The sequence below is a fragment of the Saccharothrix violaceirubra genome (assembly GCF_014203755.1).
GTDB lineage: Bacteria > Actinomycetota > Actinomycetes > Mycobacteriales > Pseudonocardiaceae > Actinosynnema > Actinosynnema violaceirubrum.
In genome coordinates this window covers 5,946,201-5,965,642 of the sequence record NZ_JACHJS010000001.1, presented here as the reverse complement: position 1 = coordinate 5,965,642, position 19,442 = coordinate 5,946,201, and the positions used below count along the sequence as shown (strand labels likewise).

The window sequence follows — 19,442 nt, the reverse complement described above, 5'->3', positions numbered from 1 at the left end:
CGGCGGAAGGCGTGGCGGTGAAGATGCCGGCGCTCGCGGTCACCACGTGCCGCGTGGCCGGGGAAGTCCCGTCATCGAGTGTGGGAACCTCGTGGCGTGAGCCGATCGAATCGGATTGCGTTGGACGCGCTGATCGCGGAGGCGACTGTCGACTGTTACAACGACAGCGAATGCGTCACGGCATTCCACACCATGATCGAGGAGTACCTCGCCGTGCCGTTCCGGACGGTGGTGCTGGGCGTGGACGTGATCGTGACGGGTGTGGACCTGACCGATGACGAGCAGATCGTGGCTGTCTGCGTGCGTGGTAGGTCGAAGCAGCGGATTCCCGTCCTGGAACTGCCGCTGCCCGACACACCGGTGGAAGGCGCGCAGTGGATCGACGCCTACCGCCGTTGGGCAAGGGGGACGTGAATTCGATGGACTCCTCACCGGAGCAGGTGCGGTTCACCGAGGAGGAAGCCCTGGCCAACCTGCGTGCAGTGCTCGAACTGTGCGCGGCGCAGAAGGTGAAGTGCAGCGACAAGACCAGGCGTCCGTCCGCCGCGACCGTGCGGACCGTCGGCGCGCACCTGGTGGGCGGTGACTTCTACGACGACGAGCCCATCGCGGCGTTCGCGTGGCCGTTGTTGCTCCAGGCCGGTGGGCTGGCGACACTTGACGGCACTTGCCTCCGGTTGACCCCGAAAGGGCGTGCGGCGCTCGGGAAGCCGTCCGCCGAGGTCATTCGGGACCTGTGGCGGCGCTGGCTCACCCACGCGGTGATCGACGAGTTCAGCCGGGTCGAGCAGATCAAGGGCCAGCAGGCCCGCAACGTGCTCACCGCGGCCAAGACCCGGCGACAGGCGGTCGCCGCGGCGTTGGCCGGCTGCCCGCCGGACAAATGGGTCGACGTGGACTTCCTGTTCACCGCCATGCGGCGCGGCAACATGAGTCCCACCATCGCCCGCAACGACAGGGCGGTGTGGAAGCTCTACCTGGTCGACCCGGAGTACGGCAGCCTCGGCTACGACGGGCACCACGACTGGGAACTCCTCGAAGGTCGCTACACCCTGGCCGTGTTGTTCGAGTACGCGGGCACGCTCGGGTTGATCGACCTCGACTACGTCGACCCGCGTGGTGCGCGTGACGACTACGTCGACAACTGGGGTGGTGACGACCTGGACGCGTTGAGCCGCTACGACGGGCTCGTGGCGATCAGGCTCACCGCGCTGGGCGCTTACGCCCTCGGTCTGACCGACGCCTACCAGCCGCCCGAGCCCACGACCGCCGGGGCCCGGCCGCTGAAGGTGCTGCCCAACCTCGACGTCGTCGCGATGGGTGACATCGGTGCCGCGGACCGGCTCGTCCTGTCCGCCTACGCGGAGCAGACCGCCGACCGGGTCTGGACGGTGTCGGCGGCCGGCCTGCTCACGGCGCTCGACAACGGTCGCGACCTCGGTGAGTTCGTCGAATTCCTCGTTGCGCGGACCGGGCATGAGCTGCCCGACGCGGTGCGCACGCTGGTCGCGGATGTCGAGCGGCGGGGTTCGCGGCTGACCGATTTCGGGCATGTCCGTGTCATCGAGTGCCTCGATCCGGCACTCGCCACGTTGATCACCCGTGACCGTGCCTTGCGCGGGCTGTGCCGCCCGATCGGTGACCGCCACCTCGCCGTCCGGCCGGACCAGGAGCCGAAGTTCCGCAAGGCACTGCTCAAGTTGGGGTACGTCCTCCCGGCCGGGGTCCGCGGAGCCGGGCTCTGACAGGGTGTGGTCGTGCGTTCGTTGAACGGGCTCGACTCCGCTGCCCTGCGACCCCTGTGGCGGGCCGTGCACGACCGGTTGTCGTCCGGACGCCCGGTCAGCCGGGTGAAGGTCGGTCCCCTCGACGAGGAGCAGCGGGCGGCCGTGGCCGATCTGCTGGGGGACGAGCGCCTGCCGGGTGAGTACACGACGGTGTCGGTGGCCGCGCTCGACGAGTTGTTGATCTCGTCGGTGGGGGCGGGCGTGCGCGACGTGGTCGCGGTCTTGTCGGGACCGCTGGAAGACCGGGCCACGCGGCGGGCGCTTGCCGGGGCGGCGCGGACCGAGTTGTGGGAGTGGGTGACCCGGCACCCCGTGGTGGTCGCTCAACCGGCGTTGCTGGAGTGGGCGGGCGCCGTCCGGCGGGCCGGGCTCGTCGGTGGGTCGGTCGAGCGCACCCGGGATGCGCTCGACCGGGCCCTGCGGGTCGTCGCCGCGTTGCCCGCCACGGGTGTGCCGCTGCCGGTGCTGGCGGAGTCCGTCCTCGGCGATCCGCACGCCCTGGACGAGGGAACGCGGTGCGCCGGGTTGGTCCTGCGGGCGCTGGCGGTGCTGTACGGCGTCGACCCGCCGGGAGACGCGCAGGAGCGGCGGGCGCTGTGGGAGCGCGCCGGCGTGGTCGAGGACGAGTTGTCCCCGGTCGTTCTGGTCGCCGGCCTGCGGTTGGGCGGTGTCGGGGGCGGGGTGCTGCGCGTGTGCGCCGACGCGGGGCACGTCGCGGCCCTGACCCTGGCGCAGGTCCGGGCGACCTCGTTCGTCGGGACACCCGAGGACGTGTGGGTGTTCGAGAACCCGAGCGTGCTCGCGGTGGCGGTGGTCCGCTTCGGCGTTTCGTGCCCGCCGGTGGTGTGCACGTCGGGCTGGCCCAACAGTGCGGTGATCGTGCTCCTGCGTGGTCTGAGCACGGCCGGGGCGACGCTGCGCTACCACGGGGACTTCGACGGCGAGGGCGTGCGGATCGCCGCGCACGTGATGGCGCGCACCGGCGCGGTGCCGTGGCGCATGGCCGCCGACGACTACCTGTCCGCGCTGGGCGGCGCACGCGTCGGCACCTCGGTGGGACGGGTCACCGAGGCACCGTGGGACGGTGGGCTGGCGGGTGCGATGCGCGAGCACGGATCGGCGGTTCCGGAGGAACGGGTCACCGCGCGGCTCTTGGACGAACTCGACGATCGCGGACGGGATGTCGGTGGTCTGCCGTAGCGTGCTCGACCGGTGGGAGGAGGGTGCTGTTGGAGGCCATGCGCGTGCCGCCGGAGATGTTCCGGTTCACCACGGGCGAGCGAGCCGAGTTGTACGTGGCGATCCTGCACGCGTTCGGTGAGGCCAACGAGCGGTTGGAGACCGCTCTGGGGCTGGACGACGTGCGGGGCAGGCTCCGCTCGCTGGGCCGGCTCGACCCGCTGGACGACAAGGACCTGACCGCGGCACTGGGGAGCCTGCGCGACTGGCGGCTGCTCGACATCACCCAGAACCACGCCGAGGACTACCGGACCGCCGACGAGTACGAGCGGCGCAACCTTCAGTACTCCTTGACCAAACGCGGCGAAGCCGCCCTGGCCGGCGTGGTGCACGCGATGGGCGTACTGGCCTCGACGGGCGCGCTCCAGACGGCGGTGCTCGACGCGATCGCGGACCGGCTCGGTGAGCTGGTCGCGCAACTGGGCGATCCCGGTGTGCCGGATCGCCGGATCTTCAGCACGCTGGTCGAGCTGGAGGGACACCTGGAGGCGTTGCGGGGCAACACGAAGCAGTTCAACGGCGAGTTGCAGCGCCTGTTGCGGGCGGAGGGGCCCGACCAGGAGACGTTCCGCGAGGTCAAGTCGGCGACCGTGGCGTACCTCCAGGAGTTCACCACGAACCTGGAGCAGCGGGCGCACGCGATCGCCAACCGGGTCGGGCTGGTCGAGGACCGGGGAGTGGTCCTCTTGCGCCACCGCGCGCTGGTGGGCGCCGAACTCCCGCCCACGTCGGGTGGTGATCCGGCGGTGGCGTGGCTGGAACTGCGCCGGGCCAGGTGGGAGGGGCTGCGCGCGTGGTTCCTGCCGGTCGACGGCGGCACGCCCCGGGTCCAGCAGCTGTTCGTGGTCGCCAGGCGCGCGATCATCGCGTTGTTGCAGGTGCTCGACCGGATCACCGAGTCCAGGCGCAGGTCGACCAGTGCGGCGGCGGACTTCCGCGAGCTGGCGCGCTGGTTCGCGGTCGCACCGACCGAGGAGGACCTGCACCTGCTGTGGTCGACCGCCTTCGGGCTCGGCTCGGCCCGGCACGCGCACCTCGCGCACCCCGACCCGGAACTCGTGGTGTCGTCGGCCCGGTGGGTCGACGCGCCACCGGTGCAGGTGTCGGCGTTGCTGCGCAGCGCGGGGCGGACCGAGCGGTTCACCCGCACCGGGCGGGTGCGCGACGTGGCCGCGGTCAAAGCGGCGCGCGCCGAGTCGGCTCGTGCGGAGCGGGCCGCGCTGAAGGCCGCGTGGGACCGGTTGGACACCGCCGGTGGCACGAGGTTGTCGCGGTTCGGGAGGTTGGACCACGAGGTGCTCGAACGGCTGCTCGACCTGCTCGGACGGGCCCTGGCCGCGACGCCGGACCGGCACGGCGTCCACCGGGCCACCACGGGCGACGGGCGGGTGGAGATCCTGTTGAGGCCGCCGGGGGCGCAGCACGAGCAGGCGGTGCTCAGGACTCCGCGCGGTGTGTTCACCGGCCCGGACTACGACATCGAGATCCGCACGCCGGGTGGCCGGGCGGCACGACGACCCCGGGGACCTGCCGAAGGGGCGGCGACGACCGGATGAGCAACCTGGCGAACCAACTGGTCATCGCGGAGCGCGAGGAGGTGGCGCGGGCCATCCGCTTGCTGCTGGCGACGCCGCTGATCGGGGCGAGGACCGCACCGGAGGCCTTCGACCTCGTGCGCAGGCGGCGCGAACCCGTCGAGAAGTGGTTCGACTACTACTGCGGGTGGTCGCTGGTCGTCGAGCCCCGCCTGGGGTACGCGCGGTTGGCCAAGGTCCGGGTCGCCGACGACCCGACTCGCCCGGCACGACGGCACCGCACGGGGCGGGCGCCGTTCGACCGCCGCCGGTACACCCTGCTGTGCGTAGTGGCCGCCGAGTTGCTGGGGGTGCCGGTGACCACGGTCGGGTTGTTGGCGGACCGCGTCGTCCAGGCGTCGGCCGTGGACCCGGTGCTGCCGCCGTTCGACACGTCCAGCCGCGCCGAGCGGATGGCTTTCGTCGACGCGCTGCGGCTGCTGGAGTCGGTCGGCGCGGTCGACGTCGTGGACGGCGCCACGGAGTCGTTCGTGGACTCCGCCGACGCGAAAGTCCTCTACCGGGTGGACGCGACGCTGCTCATGCGCCTGCTGGTGAGCCCGGTCGGTGCGTCGCAGGTAGCGGTCCCGGCCGACGAGGTGCCGTTGCGTTTCACCGAGCTGCTGACGCGGTTGTCCCGCGAGCGGCGGTACGGCGACACCGACGAACCGGCCTCCGAGGTCCAGCGCAACCTGTGGCTGCGGCACTCGGTGTTCCGCAAGCTGGTCGACGACCCGGTCGTGCACCGCGACGACCTGACGCCCGCGGAACTGGCCTACCTGTCGTCACCGACCGGCGGGCAGCTCCTGCGCCGGGCCGCCGACCAGGCCGGGTTGCTGGTGGAGGAACGGGCCGAAGGCGTCATGTTGATCGACCCGGACGGCGTGGCCACGGACAATCGGTTCCCCGACGACTCCGGCAACGCCAAGATCGCCGCCCTGCTGCTGCTCGACGTGATCACGTCCGCGCCCGGACCGGTCGCCGTCGAGCAGTTGCGCACCGAGGCCGACGCACTGCTGGGCCGCTTCCCGAAGTGGGCCAAGGGCTACCGCGGCGAGGACGGTGCCACTCGGCTGGTCGCCGACGCGGTGGACGTGCTCAAGGCGTTCGGCCTCGTCCGGCTCGACAGCGGTGTGGTGCGTGCCCGGCCCGTCGCCACCCGCTACGCGGTGAGCCGGACGAGCACCGACGACGTCGAGGACGAGTCGTGACGGTGACCGGGCTGCCACGCGCGGAGAGCGGTGCCACGCCGGAGGCGGTGGCCAGGTGGGTGCCCGAACGCGCCGGGATCCTGAACGTGTGGCGCTACTACGACGAGGTCTTCAGGTTCCACAAAGGACGGTTGTTGCTGCGTGGCCCCAACGGCACCGGCAAGTCGAAGGCGTTGGAGCTGCTCCTGCCGTTCCTGTTCGACGCCAACCTGCGCGCCAACCGGCTCTCCACGTTCGGCACCTCCGAGCGGACCATGCACTGGAACCTGATGGGAGAAGGGGCGACCGGCACCACGAGGGTCGGGTACGTGTGGCTGGAGTTCCGCTTCCCCGGCGTTGACGGCTCGCCGGACAGGTGGTTCTCATGCGGCGCGCGGCTCGCCGCGACCAGGCACACCACCGCGGTGCACCCGGATTACTTCACCACAGGGCAGCGCATCGGCGTACCGGGTGGCCTCGACCTCACCGACCCGAACAACGCTCCCCTCACCAGCAAGGCTTTGGAAGCGGCGCTCGGCGACCTGGGCGCGCTCCACCAGAACGCGGCCGATTATCGGGCGGCCGTGCGCTCGACCCTGTTCCCCGGCTTGAGCGAGCAGCGCTACGACGCGCTCATCACGGCCCTGCTCCAGCTCCGCACGCCGAAACTCTCGCAGCGGCTCGACCCCGGGCTGCTGTCCGCGTTGTTGTCCAAGGCGCTGCCGCCGCTGGGCGAGGCGGAGATCAGCGACCTCGCGGAGGGCTTCGAGCGCTTGGACCGGCAGCGCGAGCAGCTCAAACGCCTCGACGCGGAAGTGGAGGTCGCGCAGCACCTCAAGACCAGGCAACGCGCGTATGCGCAGCGTGTGCTGCGTGCCGCGGCGGCGAAGCTGATCTCTGCCACCACGGAGCTGGGCAACCTGGCGGACGCCGCGAAACTCTCGGAAGACGAGCACCGCCGCGCCGTGCGGCACAAAGAAGAGGCCGAAGAACGCGGCGAGCTGCTGGAGCACCGCATCGTCGAGACCGACGGGCGAATCCAGGGCCTGACCGGCAGCGAGGCGTACCGGAAGGGCGAACAGCTCGACCGGTTGCGGACCCGCGTTCGCGAGGCTCGTGCGACCGCCGGGAAGAGGCGTACCGACGCGGCCCGTCACCGCCAGGTCGCGCGGACCGACGCGGAAGCGGCCGACACCGCTGCCCGGCACGCGCAGGCACGGGCCGCGGCCGCGGGAGCGCTGGCCGATGGTGCCTCGACCGCCGCCGCCCGCGTCGGTCTCGCCTCGGTGCACGCCGAGATCGCCCGCGTCCTCGCCGAACCTTCACGCGCGCGGGCTCTCCTGCGCGCCGCGGTCCAGGCACGTGCCGAGCAGGTCGAGGCCGTGCGCGCCGCTCTCAACGAGCACGAGGTCGCGGTCAACAGCAGGCAGGACGCGGAACGTGCGCTCGACGAGGCACGGGAAGCCCTGGCTGAGGCCACCGAACGGCGGGCCGAGTCCGCCGTCCGGCGCGAGTCCGCGCTCGCGGAACTCCGCGCCGCCGTCCTGGTGTGGGCGGCGGGCTGTCGTGAGCTGACCTTCGCCGACCCCGAGGCACTGGCCGACCTCGCGGCGTCGGAGACCGCGATGCTGACCAAGATCGATTCCGCTGCGAGCCGGGTGCTGAACACCATCACCCGGGAAGAGACCCTGGTCGGGACGGCGTTGGCGGCAGCCGAGCGCGATCGGGATGCGCTGCGCGACGAGGTCCGGCTGCTGCTGACCGAGGAGGACCTGCCTCCCCAGCCGCCGCACACGCGAACCGCCGACCGGCAGGCCATGACCGGCGCACCGCTGTGGCGCCTGGTCCGGTTCACCGACGCGGTGCCCGACGACGTCCGCGCGTCGGTGGAGGCCGCGCTCCAGGCGTCCGGGCTCCTGGACGCCTGGGTCGGCCACGACGGCGCGGTCGTCGGGCACGACACGTTCGCCGAGCCCGGCGCCGTGCCGCCCGCGCCGGGTCGCTCCCTCGCCGACGTCCTCGTGCCCGAGGTCGACCCGCCTGTCGCCGCGGACGTCGTCGCCCGACTGCTCGGCGGGGTGGCCTACGGGGAGGACCTGCCCGAAGTCCACCCGGTCGCCATCGGAGCCGACGGCGGTTGGCGCATCGGCAATCTGCGTGGCACTTGGCGCAAGGACGAGACTTCGCACATCGGCGCGCTCGCCAGACAACGGGCCCGGCAGCGCCGGTTGACCGGACTTCGTGAGCGGATCGCCGTCCAGGAAGGACTGATCGGGACGCATACGGCCGCCTTGCGGTCCCTGGCCGAACGCAGGTCCGACGTCGAGGCCGACCGGCACGCTCGGCCCGACCACACCGGTGCGAACGCGGCACTGGAAGCCCTGACCAGAGCGGATTCGCTGGTCTACAGCGCCGACGGTGTGGTTCGGCGATCACTGGATGGCCTCGCGAAGAGCGAGCAGCGCGTGGACCGCGCCCTGCGTGCGCTGACCACGACGGCAGCCGAACACGGCCTGCCCGCCGAACGGGAAGCGCTCACCGCGGTCGTGGCCGCCGTGGCCGCCTTCCGGACCGCGTCCGATGCCTGGATCGACGAGCACACCGCTCTGCTCGCGGCACGCCGGGAAGCGGACCGGACCGCCGAGCAGGCTCAGCGGTCCCGGCACGTCGCCGAACAGCGCGAGGACGAGGCCGACGACGCCGAAGCCGTGGGCCGAGGACTCGACAGCGAGCTGGACGCCGTGGAAGGCGCCATCGGCTTCGACTACCGACAGGTGTTGGACGAACTCGCCGTGCTGCGCGAGCGGCTGGACTCGACGAGGCGGGAGGCGAGTGCCAATCAGAAGGAGATCGGCACCCTGGCGCAGCGCCTGGGAGAACTCACCAACCGGCGGGCCACCGACGCGCGTGACCGCGACCGCGCCACCGAGGTACGCGACCAGGCCGCGGTGCGGTTCCGACACCTGGCGGACGGCAGCCTGCCCGCCGACAGCGGTCTGGACGACCTGTCCGCGTTCGGACGGGTGCTGACGGCGTCGAGTGGTGTCCGGGCAGCGCTCGACGCCGCGCGGTCGGTCGCGGCCGCGTGGCCGGCGTTGGCGCACTCGCCGAAGAACCTTGGCGATGCCGCACACCGGTTGGCGGAGGAGGTGCACGCCTCCCGCGAGATTTTGGGTGGTCGGGCCGACCTCGAACTCGACTCCGACGAGGACGTCCAGATCTTCTCCGCGATGGTGGACGGGGTGAGGATCGGCGCTTCGGCCCTGTCGGACCTGCTGCGGTCCGACGCGGAACGCAGCAGGCAGGACATCACCGCGCAGGAGCGCGAGCTGTTCGACCGGACCCTCACCGGGGACACCCGCCGCCACCTCGCCGCCCGGATACGGCAGGCGCACGACCTGGTCGACGGCATGAACGCCCGCTTGGAGCGCGTGCGCACCGCTTCCAAGGTGGCGGTTCGGCTGGTGTGGGAGGTCTCGCCCGAGCTTCCACCGGGCACGAAAGCGGCTCGTGACCTCCTGCTCAAGGACCCCGTGCGGTTGACCGAGGAGGACCGCGAGTCGCTGCACCGGTTCTTCCGCGACCGGGTCGGGCAGGCCAAGGGCGACGAGACGGCCACCAACTGGGAACAGCAGTTGGGGCAGGTGTTCGACTACACGGCCTGGCACAGGTTCGTGGTGAAGGTCGACCGCATGAACGGGACGGGCTGGCAGCCCCTGACCAAGAAGCTCCACGGCGCGCTGTCGGGTGGGGAGAAGGCGATCGCGCTGCACCTGCCGTTGTTCGCCGCCGTGGCCGCCCACTACCAGGCCGTCACCGGAGCGCCTCGGGTCATCCTGCTGGACGAGGTCTTCGTCGGTGTCGACACCGTCAACCGCGGCCAGGTGTTCGAACTGCTGTCGGCGCTGGACCTCGACCTGGTCCTCACCTCCGACCACGAGTGGTGCACCTACCGCGAGTTGGACGGCATCGCGATCCACCAGCTGATCAGCGGTGGCGACGACGACGCCGTCACCACCGCCCGGTTCGTGTGGAACGGCGCCGAGGTGGTCGATGAAGAGGTGGGCGAGGACGACTGAGCGCAGTGTCTGCGCGGATCAGAGCCGGATCGTGCGGTGGCACCGAGGCTGAAGGCACGCCACCGGGTCCGGCGGCCGGTCGTCTTCCTCGTCTCCGACTGCCGCCCGACCGACTCGGCGACCTGGGCGGAGGCGTTCGCGGCCCTGGTGGACCCCGGCTGGCCGCCGCACCCCGCCGTGTTCGCCTTCGGCCTGGGCGCCGTCGACCTCGACACCCTCGACCGGATCGGCACGTCCCGCGCCTTCGTCGGGCAGGACGGCATCCTCCTTCGGACCGCGTTGTCGGTGTCGGTGGCGTCGTCGGCGTTGCGGGCCGACCACGTCTAGGACATCCACGATGCGTCCACTTCCGGTCCACGGGCCGATCGCACGCTGCACCGCGCGAGATCGTGGAGAACGGCGAGGGTGGGTTGATGAACGCGTACACGGACCTGGTCCGGGAGCTGAAGTCGCTCCGCAAGGGGCGCGGCGTACTGGCCGGTCGGATCGGGGAGCGGGTGGGCCCGACCCTGCGGGCGACGTGCGGCGTGACCGACGACGACGAGCCGCGCGTCATCCGCCGGAAGGTGTCGGACCGGCTCGTCGAGTTGGCCGGGATGCTGCCTGCCGACCTGCGCGCGGCCACGCTCGCGGCGTTCGCGATCGACCAGGAGGCGCGGTTTCCCCTCTACCAGGACCGGGTGCACTGGACGGCGGTCCGGATGGACCGTGATCCGCGCACGATCCGACGCCGGGTCGACGAGGCGATCAACCACCTCGCCGAGCTGGCCACCGAGCCGCCGGAGCGTCCGGTCGTCGGGTCGGACGGGTGGCGCACCACCGAGCTGCACGCCGTGCTCGTGCTGGACCGGTCTCGCCCCGAGGTGATCGAGCGGCACCGGATCGTCGCCGAGCGGGACGGCCTGCGCGAACTGGCGCTCGTGTCACCGTTCCCGGCCGTCCGGTCGGCTCCCGACATGCACGTGCTGTACGGCGGCACCCTGGTCGACCGCGCAGGCCCGGTCCTGGCCATGCCCGCGCCGCTCGCGGCCGGCGAGTGCCACGACTTCTCGATCCGCTTCCGGCCGAAGGCGTTGGGCGTCGGGCAGCCGGGACTGGTGTACGTGCCGCGGCAGCCCTGCGATCTGCTGGAACTGCGGGGGCGCTTCGGTCCGCACGCACCGTCCCACGTGTGGACGGTGCGTGGCACGGATCGGGATCGCAGTGGCGACCGGCATCCGGTGGATGGTGCGGGCGAGTTCCGCATGCGATTCCGCCTGCTCAAGCCGGGCCTGGCCTACGGCGTGCGGTGGCAGGTGCCGGGCGAGCGGTGTGCCTGAGTCGTCGGCTGCGGGCTTTGGTCGACGACGCCGACCAAAGCCTGTTCCGGTCCGGAGTCCTCGGTATCGGCTGGGCGTTCGTGGCCACGGCGGCGATCAAAAATAGCGCATCCAGCAGAGGTCGAAAGCGGACTGCGCGAACGACAACAAAACGTTGATCATAGATGGCATCGTAGATGATTCGATCATTGCGCCCCTCGGCCGGGGCACCGGGTCGGACTTTCGCGTCGGTGCGGAGCGGACCGACGCGAGAAACCCGCTGATGGGGGTTCAGGCCAAACCGTCGTAGTGGAGGGCTTCCAGGTGCTCCTGTACGGCAAGGCGCTCGGGAGCGTCGATCGAAGTGTAGAGGGAGAGGGCCTGCTGCCAGCGTATCACCGCGTGTCGTGTCCGACCCGAAGCGATGTCTATGTGTCCCAACAGGTGTAGTGACCGCGCTTGCGTGTGCACGTCGTTGAGCTCATGGGCCAGCTCGGCCGCGTGGCTTGCCCGCTCGTACGCGCCGCGGAAGTCACCGAGGTCGAACTCGATCCTGGCGAGGACAGCCAGCGCGTGGCAAGTCTCCTTGCGGTCGCCGGACTCCCGATGTGCGTCCAACGCGCGGCGGCAGTAGTCGAGGGCCTCGTCCAGTTCGCCGTTGTCGTGGTGGAGTTCGGCCAGCGCGGTCAGGGTCGTGCCCTGGCCGCGCACGTGGTTGATCTCCACGCGCAGGCGCAGCGCCTCGGCGAAGTTCGCTTTGGCCTCGGCCAGGTTGCCCAGGCTGAGGTGAGCCAAGCCGATCCCGTGGTGGCCGAACGCCTCGCCCTCGCCGCCGCCGAGTCGCTTGTTGATCGCCAGGGCCTGTCGGTAGTACTCAAGTGCGACGTCGATCTCTCCACGTCCGAAGTGGGCTCGACCCACGTTGTGCAGACAGACCGCCTCGCCTTCCTCGTGGCCCCACGACCGCGCGAGGTCCAAACCCTGTCGCAGGTGTCGGAGCGCGTCGTCCAGGCGCTGGACGTTGAGGTACATGACGCCCAGGTTGTTCAGCGTGCCCAGGCGGGCTTCGACGTCACCGACGGCGTGGGCCGACTCCAGGGCCCACTCGTGGCTCGCGAGCAGGTCGTCGTGGTAGCCCGAGCGCTCGAACACCTCCTGCACGCCCGCCGGGATGCGCCACGCCTGGTCGTGGAAACCGTTGGCGGAAGCCAGCTTCGTCGCGGCCACCAGGTTCGCCCGTTCCTGCGCGCACCACTCCATCGCCGCCTGGTCCGATGCGAACGACAACGGGGACACCCCCACGTCCGGCAGTTCCGGTACGGGTGGGCTCTGCGGCGACAACTGCCGGCTGACCGCCGAGCAGGTGACGGCGTACCAGGTCAACAGGCGCTCGACGGCGACGTTCCGCTCCTCGTCCGGGTCGGTCTCCGCGGCGCACGTCGCGGCGTAGTCGTGCAGCAGGTCGTGCATCCGGTAGCGGTCGACGACGTCGTGGTCGAGGAGGTTCACGTGTGCCAGCGCGTCGAGGTGTTTGGTGGCGACCGTCGACGTCAGCCCGGTGAGCGCGGCGACGGCCTCGCTGCCCAGTCGCGTTCCGGGCAGGAGACCGAGCGTGCGGAACACGCGCGCGGTGTCGGTCGACAGCGCCTGGTAGGACCAGGAGAACACGGAGCGCAGGCTGATCGACTCGTCGTCCTCGTGCCGGAACAGGAGATCGCGATGGGCCTTGAGTTGGTCGGCGAGCTGTCCCGGTGTCTCGCGGGGACGGTCCGCGACGTGCCTGCCGGTGATCTTCAGCGCCAGCGGCAGGCCGCCGCACAGGCGTGCCAGTTCCAGCAGGCCCGCGTCGTCGCGCGGCGACCGTTCGTCCTTGATGGTCGAGCGGAGCAGGTCGAGGCTCTCGTCGGTGGTCAGCTCGGGGACCGCGACGGTGTGCGCACCGTCCCTTATCGCCAGGGAACGCAGCCGGTCCCGGCTGGTCAGCAACATGAACGCGGCCGAGGTCGAATCCAGCAGCGGACGGACCTGGCCGGCGTCGCGCACGTTGTCCAGCACGAGCAGGGTCCGACGGTCGGCGAGCACCCGGCCGAGCACGGCCGCCCGGCGGTCGGGTTCGGCGGGTATCCGGTGCGGCGGGATGCCCAGGCGGCCCAGCAGCAACGAGATCGCGTTGTCCGGGGTCACCGGCTCGCCGCCGCCGTGACCGCCCATGTCCAACAGCACCATGCCGTCCGGGAAGTCGGCCCGCCGCCGATGTGCCCAGTGGACGGCCAATTCGGTCTTGCCGACGCCGGGCATGCCGTGCAGCGTGACCAGCGGCATGCCCTGCGGCGCGTGCGATGCCGCGAGGAACGAGTCGAGCCGGTCGAGTTGCGCCGACCGGCCCGCGAACGCGGAGACCTCACGGGGAAAGCGGTAGGTGCGCGTGTCGGGTGCGGGCCGCGACGTCGGTCCCGGGTCGACGGTGTACTTGGTCAGCAGCCGTTGGTGGAGCCGGTCGAGTTCGGTGGACGGGTCCGTGCCGAACTCGCCGGTTAATCGCCGGCGGAACTGCGAGTAGAACGCGATCGCCGCGTGGCGGTCGCCCAGGCCGTCGAGCGCGGTCATCCAGAGCCCGGCGAGCGCGTCGTCGTAAGGGTGCCGATCCAGCAGTGGTCGCAGCTCCCGCAGCACCTCCGCGTACTCGCGCAGGTGGATCCCGGTTTGGAACAATGCGTGGTACGCATGGAGCAGGTCGTTCTCCTCCATGAAGTCCCGCCGTTTTGCGGCCCATTCCCCGGGCAGGTCCGCCAGCGGGCGTCCGCGCCACAGCCCGATCGCCTCGGTCAGCACCCGCTTCGCTTCCGGGTGATTGCCGGCGGCTGCTTCCGCCCGACCGGAATCCGCCATTTTCAGGAAGCGGTGGTAGTCGACCAGTCGCAGGTCGAGGTCGAGTCGGTAGGCGTCGCCCTCATTCGACAGGGCGAAGTCGACGCCCGCATTGCCGAGCACTCTTCGAATCCGGCTCACCAACGACTGGAGATTGCCCCGGTGCCGGTCCGGGTCATGATCGGGCCACAGAATTCCGATCATGGTCTCCACCGGTACGGAGCGCTTGGCGTGCAGCAGCAGCAGGGCCAGCAGCGCCCTTTGCTTCCGAGCCCCTAGATGGTGACGGATCACGCCGATCCGCAACGATGTCAGTCCCAGGATCGTGAACTCCACCAGCGCCACCCCCTCGGTGGTACCGGGTGCCCCACGCGTACGCGCACTCGGCCCGTTTCGTTTCTTCCCGTGCCGCCAGGGTAACGCCCGCTGCCGTCGTTCAGGCGTGTTTCTGCAGCCGGATTGCAGGCCGGTTGACGGCACCACCCGGATGCTTGCTTTCGAAGTCGGTTTCCTCTTGATATGGAAAGAGGCGGGGGAGAGTGGGAACTTCGGAGTGGGGAGAGGTGCCCGTCGGCCGCGACGCGCAGCGCTGGGTGACAAGACGCGGCCTGCACGACGTGTTGGTGGTGGGGCACACCGCGGCGAGCTGTGAACATTTGTTCGACGCACTGGCGCTGATCGAGTCGGATCGGCGGATACAAATCGCGTTCACGCGGGCGCCGGACGTCTTCGGCGGCGGTGTCGAAGAACTGTTCCGGGCAGCCGGCGGCGTCGTGCTGCCGTGGGAGCAGGCGATCCGGGAACCGTTCCGGCTCGCACTGGCCGCGGCCTACGGTTCGGTCCACCGGGTGCACGCGCCGCTGGTGCTGATGCCGCACGGCGCCGGGTACGCCAAGGGCTTCCCGACCGCGACGGGCGGGACGCAGGTGTACGGGCTGGACCGGCAGCGACTGGTGCGTGACGGCGAACCCGTCGCCCGGCTGGTCGCGCTCTCGCACGACGACCAACTCGACGTGCTGCGCGACCAGTGCCCGGAGGCGGTCGACGTCGCCGAGGTCGTCGGGGACCTCTCCTACGACCGGTTGGTCGCGAGCGAGCCTTTCCGGGACGCGTACCGCGCCGCGTTGGGCGTGGACGACCGCGAACTCGTCGTGCTCGCATCCACCTGGGGGAGCGGTTCGCTGTTCGGGATGCACTTCGACCTCATCCCGAGGTTGCTCGACGAGCTGCCGCCGTCCCGGTTCCGGGTCGCGACGCTGGTGCACCCGGCCGTCTGGTTCGGGCACGGCCCACGACAGGTCAGGGCGTGGCTGTCCGACTGCGTCGAGGCCGGACTGCTGTTGCTGGCTCCCGACGTCGACTGGCGGGCCGCGATCGTGGCGGCCGACCACGTGATCGGCGACCACGGCTCGACCACGGCCTACGCCGCCGCGCTCGGCCGGACCGTGCTGAGGGTGGAACCGCCCGCCCGGCTGAGCATCGTCGAGAACAGCCCGCAGGCGAGGTTGGGCGCGGTCGCGCGACGGCTGCGGTCCGACGTGCCGGTGGTCGACCAGTTGCGGGACGCGGCGGCGGATCCCGGTTTCGGGGCGGAGATCCGGGCCGCGCTGACGTCGCGTCCGGGTCTGGCCACCGTCACCCTGCGCCGGTCGCTGTACGGGATACTCGGCCTCGCCGAGCCCGGCGCCCATCGCGCGCCGGCCCCCGTTCCCGTCCCACCGAGGTGGTACCGGTCTTGAGTCTCGAACCCGTGGTGGTCGTCGTCGACGACGACATCGATGTCCGGGCACGGCCCGTCCTGCTCGCCGACGTGCTGCGCACGACGGCGGACACGGTGGAGTCCGGTGTCGCCTGGGCCGCGGCGGCGTTCGCCCGGCTGCCGGGGCTGTCGCTGGTCGCCGTCGACCTCCCGCGCCGCCGGGTCGCGCTGGTCGCCGCCGACCGGAGCGTGCGCGTCGCCGACGAACGGCCGGGACTGCTGTCGGAGTACTACGCCGCCTGGGCCGCCGGCCGGGCGTCAGCCGGTCGGGCCGAGCGCGTCCAACCGCTCGCGGACGGCGTCGGCCGCGACCGAACCGATTGACCGGAACAGCCGTTCCGCGGCGGCGAGGTGGTCGTGCGCCGCCGCGGGACCCCCGGTCCGCAGAACCGCTTCGCCGAGGACGCGGTGTGCCTCGGCGAGACCCGGCACCGAACCGAGGGCGTCCATTTGCGCCGAGGCTTTCCGGGCCGTGTCCGACGCGGTGACGGGATCGCCCGCGCCGAGTTGTGCCGCCGCCGACGTGACCGTCACCCGCGCGGCGTTGTACGGGTCCGGCGGGTCGAGCGTGGCGAACAGCCGTGCCGCGCGGTCCAGGTGCGGTAGGGCGTCGGCCGCGCGGCCCAGGTCGATCAGGACCAGGGCGAGGTTGATCAGCGCCAAGCCGACGGGGCGGGGCGCGTCGAGCGCCTCGCTCGCCTCGACGACCGCCGTGAACTGGTCGTGCGCCTCGTCGAGCCGTCCGGTGTCACGGTAGAGCAGGCCGAGGAGTTCGCGAGTGGTGCTCACGCCGTGGTCGTCGTCCAGTCCGCGCCACAAGTCGATCGCCCTGTCCAGACAGCGTTCGGCCTCGTGGTGGTCGCGAGCCGTCGTCAAGGCGCGTCCCAGCCTCCTGAGCATGTCCGCCTCGGCGAACGTGTTGCCCCACCGGCGTGCCGCGACGACACCGCGCCGGTCGGCTTCGAGCCGGTCCCGGTGGTGCTTGCGCAGGAGGAACAACGGCCACAGCACGTCCGACAGGTGCCAGGAGAGCTCGGCGAGGTCGTGCTCCAGGGCGATGCGTCCGGCCGCCATCAGGTTGACCCGCTCGTCCTCCAACCACTCCAGCGCCTCCGCCCGGTCGGCGAAGGAACGGACCGACGGGGCCGGCGTGGCGAATCCGTAGGGCAGCCGGCGGCGGTGCGGGGTGAGCAGCTTGTCGGCCCGCATCGCGGTCGCGAGGTACCACTCGGCGATCCGGCGCAGCACCCGTCCGGGTTCGCCGGGCGGCTCGTCCTCGTCCAGCCGGTGTCGGGCGTGTAGGCGCAGCAGGTCGTGCAGGACATAGCGGTTCTCGGCGCGTTCCTCGATCAGGCTCGCGTCCAGCAGCGCGTCCAGCAGCGGTTCGGTGTCCTGCCCGTCGTCGAGCACGGACGAGGCGACCTCCGGTCCGAAGTCGCCGTGCGGGTGCAGGCTCAACCGGCGGTACAGCGTGGCGGCACGGGGTTCGAGCATGCGGTAGGACAGGTCGAAGGTGGCCCGCACGGACAGTTCGCCGTCGGGGGACAGCCGGTTCAGCCGGGACTGCTCGTCGACGAGTTCGTCGTGCACCCGGCCGACCGACCAGCGCGACCGCACCAGGAGCCGGGCCGCCGCGACCCGGACCGCGATCGGCAGACCTCCGCACAGGGAGACCAGTTCCTCGGCGCGGTCGCGTTCCCGGGTGACCCGGTCCTCGCCGACGCTGCGGGCGAGCAGCGTGAACGCGGACGAGGGCGCCAGCGGGCCCACCTCGACGATGTGCGCACCCTCGCCGAGCAGCCCGGTGAGCTTGCTGCGACTGGTGACCACCACCAGGCCGGCGGGCGACGATGGCACGAGCACCTTGACCTGTGCGGCGGACAAGGCGTTGTCCAGCACCACGATCAGCGACCGGTCAGCCGTCACCGTCCGGTAGAGGGCGGTCTGCTCGGCCAAGTGCGCCGGGACCGCCGTCGCCGGCACGCCCAAGGCGCGGAGGAACGAGCTGGCCGCCTCGCCGGGGTCGGTGGGTGTGTCGTCGCTGAACCCGTTGAGGTCGACGAACAACTGCCCGTCGGCGTAGTGCGGTGCCAGGGAGTTGGCCCAGCGCAACGACAGGGCGGTCTTGCCGACCCCGCCGGGCCCGGTCAGCACCACCACCGTCGGCCGGTCCGGGTCACGCCGGCGCCGGACCTCCTCCAACCGGTCGAGTTCGCGGTCGCGTCCGGTGAACCAGGCCGGCGGGGCGGGCAGCTGGCGGGGCACCGGGACCACGCCGTCCCGGTCGAGGTGGACGTGGACGCCGCCCTCGATCGAACCGCTCTGGACGCTGGCACCGACGACACCGCCCGAGAGGTCGTTGCGCACCTTCGTCGGCCGCCCGGCCGGTTCGCGTGCGTCAGCACCGGTCACGTCCCACCCCCGAGTCGACGCGTTCCTGTGGTCCGACCGTACGGTCCGCGCGGGCCGCCGGCGGCGTGCTCACCGGATTGTGTCGCACGTCAAGTGCCACCGGGGCGGGGGTTGCCGCGGGCGCGGAACCGCGTGCCGGCCTCGACGAGCAGCGTCCGGATGGTGCCGAACGAGAGTTTGTGCCGCAGGCCCAGTTCGCGGATGGTCGCGCCGTCCTCGTACTCCTTCCGCAGGAGCAGGCCGCCCCTGACCCGGAGCGGGTCGTCGTTGCGCAGGTACTTGACGGCCTCGCCGAGCGGCTCGTCCGCCGGGCCCGGCGACGGCGTGCCTTCGGGCGGGTCGGATCTCCCGGTGCTCGGGAACCGGTCGGGGGCCACCTGTTCCGGGGTGACGCCGGTGAAGAAGAGGAGCGCCTCGACCGTGTAGGCCCGGGTCGGGTCGGGCGGCGGCCGGACCGCGCGTGCCACGTCTTCGAGTATCACGAGCGGTGGCGTGTCGTAGATCCGGGCCAGTCGGAGCAGGCGGAGCATGGACGGCCGGCGTTCGGCCTTCTCGTACTGTCGCAGGGTTTCCGGGGCGATGCCGATCAGTTTCGCCGCGTCGTCCTCGGAGTAACCGCGTCCTTCGCGCAATCCGGCCAGATGTCGACCGAAGGTCGTCCGGTAGGCGAACAAGGTGTCGACCGAGTTCTCGGCGGTCGGATTCGGTGGTGCCAGGTCCCCGTCGTTCGACATGATCGGAACCGTTCCCCCGTTCGGCCGATACCGTGACACGGGTGGCGCCGCCTGGGTTTTCCGCGATCCGTGGTGTCGCCCCCGCGAGGTATCGCGCGAGCGCCTCATGGCGCTACAGATCGCGATCGATTCGAAGCGATCGGGAACGTGGCGAGACAGCGTGCTGCGCCATATTGGCCTACTACCTGATGCATGTGGATGAGATCCCTCGTCCGAGTCGTGCGCACCGTTGAGAGTGGTCGTCGCGCGGCGGCGACCGTAGCCCATACGGCGTGGCAACACGAAACCCCGGATGAACGACACGCGGCCGTGCGGTACTCGGCGTCGTGGTCACCCAACGTCGCGAAATGAGAACGCACAATGCGGATTCGTGCCGCATCGCCGCCGTGGCGGCGATGCGTCGTCATGACATTGATCGGCGCATTCGAGCCGATCCGCTCGTTGATCATGACTGGTGTTCGGAATGGTGTTCTACGGCCTTCGGGTGTACTTCTTGCGGGGT

General features: G+C 71.2%; 13 protein-coding genes. 10 read left to right on the top strand and 3 right to left on the bottom strand.

What is annotated here, in order from left to right:
• Positions 1 to 120 precede the first annotated feature (120 nt).
• The 8 genes from F4559_RS27390 (at position 121) to F4559_RS27355 (ending at position 11,188) form a co-directional block, all read left to right on the top strand.
• Complete coding sequence (locus tag F4559_RS27390; protein ID WP_221447394.1) at positions 121 to 414, top strand: hypothetical protein; 294 nt, start codon at positions 121 to 123, stop codon at positions 412 to 414.
• A gap of 5 nt (positions 415 to 419) precedes the next feature.
• On the top strand, positions 420 to 1,745 hold the full coding sequence (locus tag F4559_RS27385) for a helicase-associated domain-containing protein (protein WP_184673490.1): 1,326 nt from the start codon (positions 420 to 422) through the stop codon (positions 1,743 to 1,745).
• A 12-nt stretch (positions 1,746 to 1,757) separates the two neighbouring features.
• The gene (locus tag F4559_RS27380) at positions 1,758 to 2,987 is read left to right on the top strand and encodes a TIGR02679 family protein (RefSeq protein WP_312865850.1); all 1,230 of its coding nucleotides are present in this window, start codon (positions 1,758 to 1,760) and stop codon (positions 2,985 to 2,987) included.
• 29 nt (positions 2,988 to 3,016) lie between these two features.
• Positions 3,017 to 4,582 carry a TIGR02677 family protein gene (locus F4559_RS27375; RefSeq protein ID WP_221448466.1) on the top strand — a complete coding sequence of 522 codons (1,566 nt, stop codon included), beginning with the start codon at positions 3,017 to 3,019 and terminating at the stop codon, positions 4,580 to 4,582.
• A complete protein-coding gene (locus F4559_RS27370; protein ID WP_184673488.1) occupies positions 4,579 to 5,811 on the top strand; it encodes a TIGR02678 family protein in 1,233 nt (410 codons plus the stop codon). The genes F4559_RS27375 and F4559_RS27370 overlap by 4 nt, the downstream gene beginning before the upstream one ends.
• The gene (locus F4559_RS27365) at positions 5,808 to 9,869 is read left to right on the top strand and encodes a TIGR02680 family protein (protein ID WP_184673486.1); all 4,062 of its coding nucleotides are present in this window, start codon (positions 5,808 to 5,810) and stop codon (positions 9,867 to 9,869) included. Before F4559_RS27370 ends, F4559_RS27365 begins: the two co-directional genes overlap by 4 nt.
• 36 nt (positions 9,870 to 9,905) lie before the next feature.
• A complete protein-coding gene (locus tag F4559_RS27360; RefSeq protein WP_184673484.1) occupies positions 9,906 to 10,196 on the top strand; it encodes a vWA domain-containing protein in 291 nt (96 codons plus the stop codon).
• Positions 10,197 to 10,282: 86 nt separating this feature from the next.
• Positions 10,283 to 11,188 (top strand): hypothetical protein, encoded by a 906-nt coding sequence (locus F4559_RS27355; protein ID WP_184673482.1) that lies wholly within the window; start codon positions 10,283 to 10,285, stop codon positions 11,186 to 11,188.
• A gap of 270 nt (positions 11,189 to 11,458) precedes the next feature.
• On the opposite strand, the gene F4559_RS27350 is transcribed toward F4559_RS27355, so the two are convergent.
• The gene (locus tag F4559_RS27350; protein WP_184673480.1) at positions 11,459 to 14,371 is read right to left on the bottom strand and encodes an AfsR/SARP family transcriptional regulator; all 2,913 of its coding nucleotides are present in this window, start codon (positions 14,369 to 14,371) and stop codon (positions 11,459 to 11,461) included.
• A 203-nt stretch (positions 14,372 to 14,574) separates the two neighbouring features.
• Here F4559_RS27350 and F4559_RS27345 point away from each other — a divergent pair, with 203 nt between their 5' ends.
• Both F4559_RS27345 and F4559_RS27340 read left to right on the top strand, forming a co-directional pair.
• Complete coding sequence (locus F4559_RS27345; protein WP_184673478.1) at positions 14,575 to 15,774, top strand: hypothetical protein; 1,200 nt, start codon at positions 14,575 to 14,577, stop codon at positions 15,772 to 15,774.
• Positions 15,771 to 16,118: a hypothetical protein gene (locus F4559_RS27340; RefSeq protein ID WP_184673476.1), complete on the top strand. Its 348-nt coding sequence runs from the start codon at positions 15,771 to 15,773 to the stop codon at positions 16,116 to 16,118. The genes F4559_RS27345 and F4559_RS27340 overlap by 4 nt, the downstream gene beginning before the upstream one ends.
• Here F4559_RS27340 and F4559_RS27335 read toward each other — a convergent pair.
• Together F4559_RS27335 and F4559_RS27330 are read right to left on the bottom strand one after the other, a co-directional pair.
• The gene (locus tag F4559_RS27335) at positions 16,053 to 18,206 is read right to left on the bottom strand and encodes an ATP-binding protein (RefSeq protein WP_184673474.1); all 2,154 of its coding nucleotides are present in this window, start codon (positions 18,204 to 18,206) and stop codon (positions 16,053 to 16,055) included. The genes F4559_RS27340 and F4559_RS27335 overlap by 66 nt on opposite strands.
• An 89-nt stretch (positions 18,207 to 18,295) precedes the next feature.
• A complete protein-coding gene (locus F4559_RS27330) occupies positions 18,296 to 18,940 on the bottom strand; it encodes a helix-turn-helix domain-containing protein (RefSeq protein WP_184673472.1) in 645 nt (214 codons plus the stop codon).
• Between the last annotated feature and the right edge of the window lie 502 nt (positions 18,941 to 19,442).

Coding starts and splice junctions, on each gene's coding strand:
- F4559_RS27385 (WP_184673490.1), top strand. CDS start 420: ATGGACTCCTCACCGGAGCAGGTGCGGTTCACCGAGGAGGAAGCCCTG.
- F4559_RS27370 (WP_184673488.1), top strand. CDS start 4,579: ATGAGCAACCTGGCGAACCAACTGGTCATCGCGGAGCGCGAGGAGGTG.
- F4559_RS27355 (WP_184673482.1), top strand. CDS start 10,283: ATGAACGCGTACACGGACCTGGTCCGGGAGCTGAAGTCGCTCCGCAAG.
- F4559_RS27330 (WP_184673472.1), bottom strand. CDS start 18,940: ATGTCGAACGACGGGGACCTGGCACCACCGAATCCGACCGCCGAGAAC.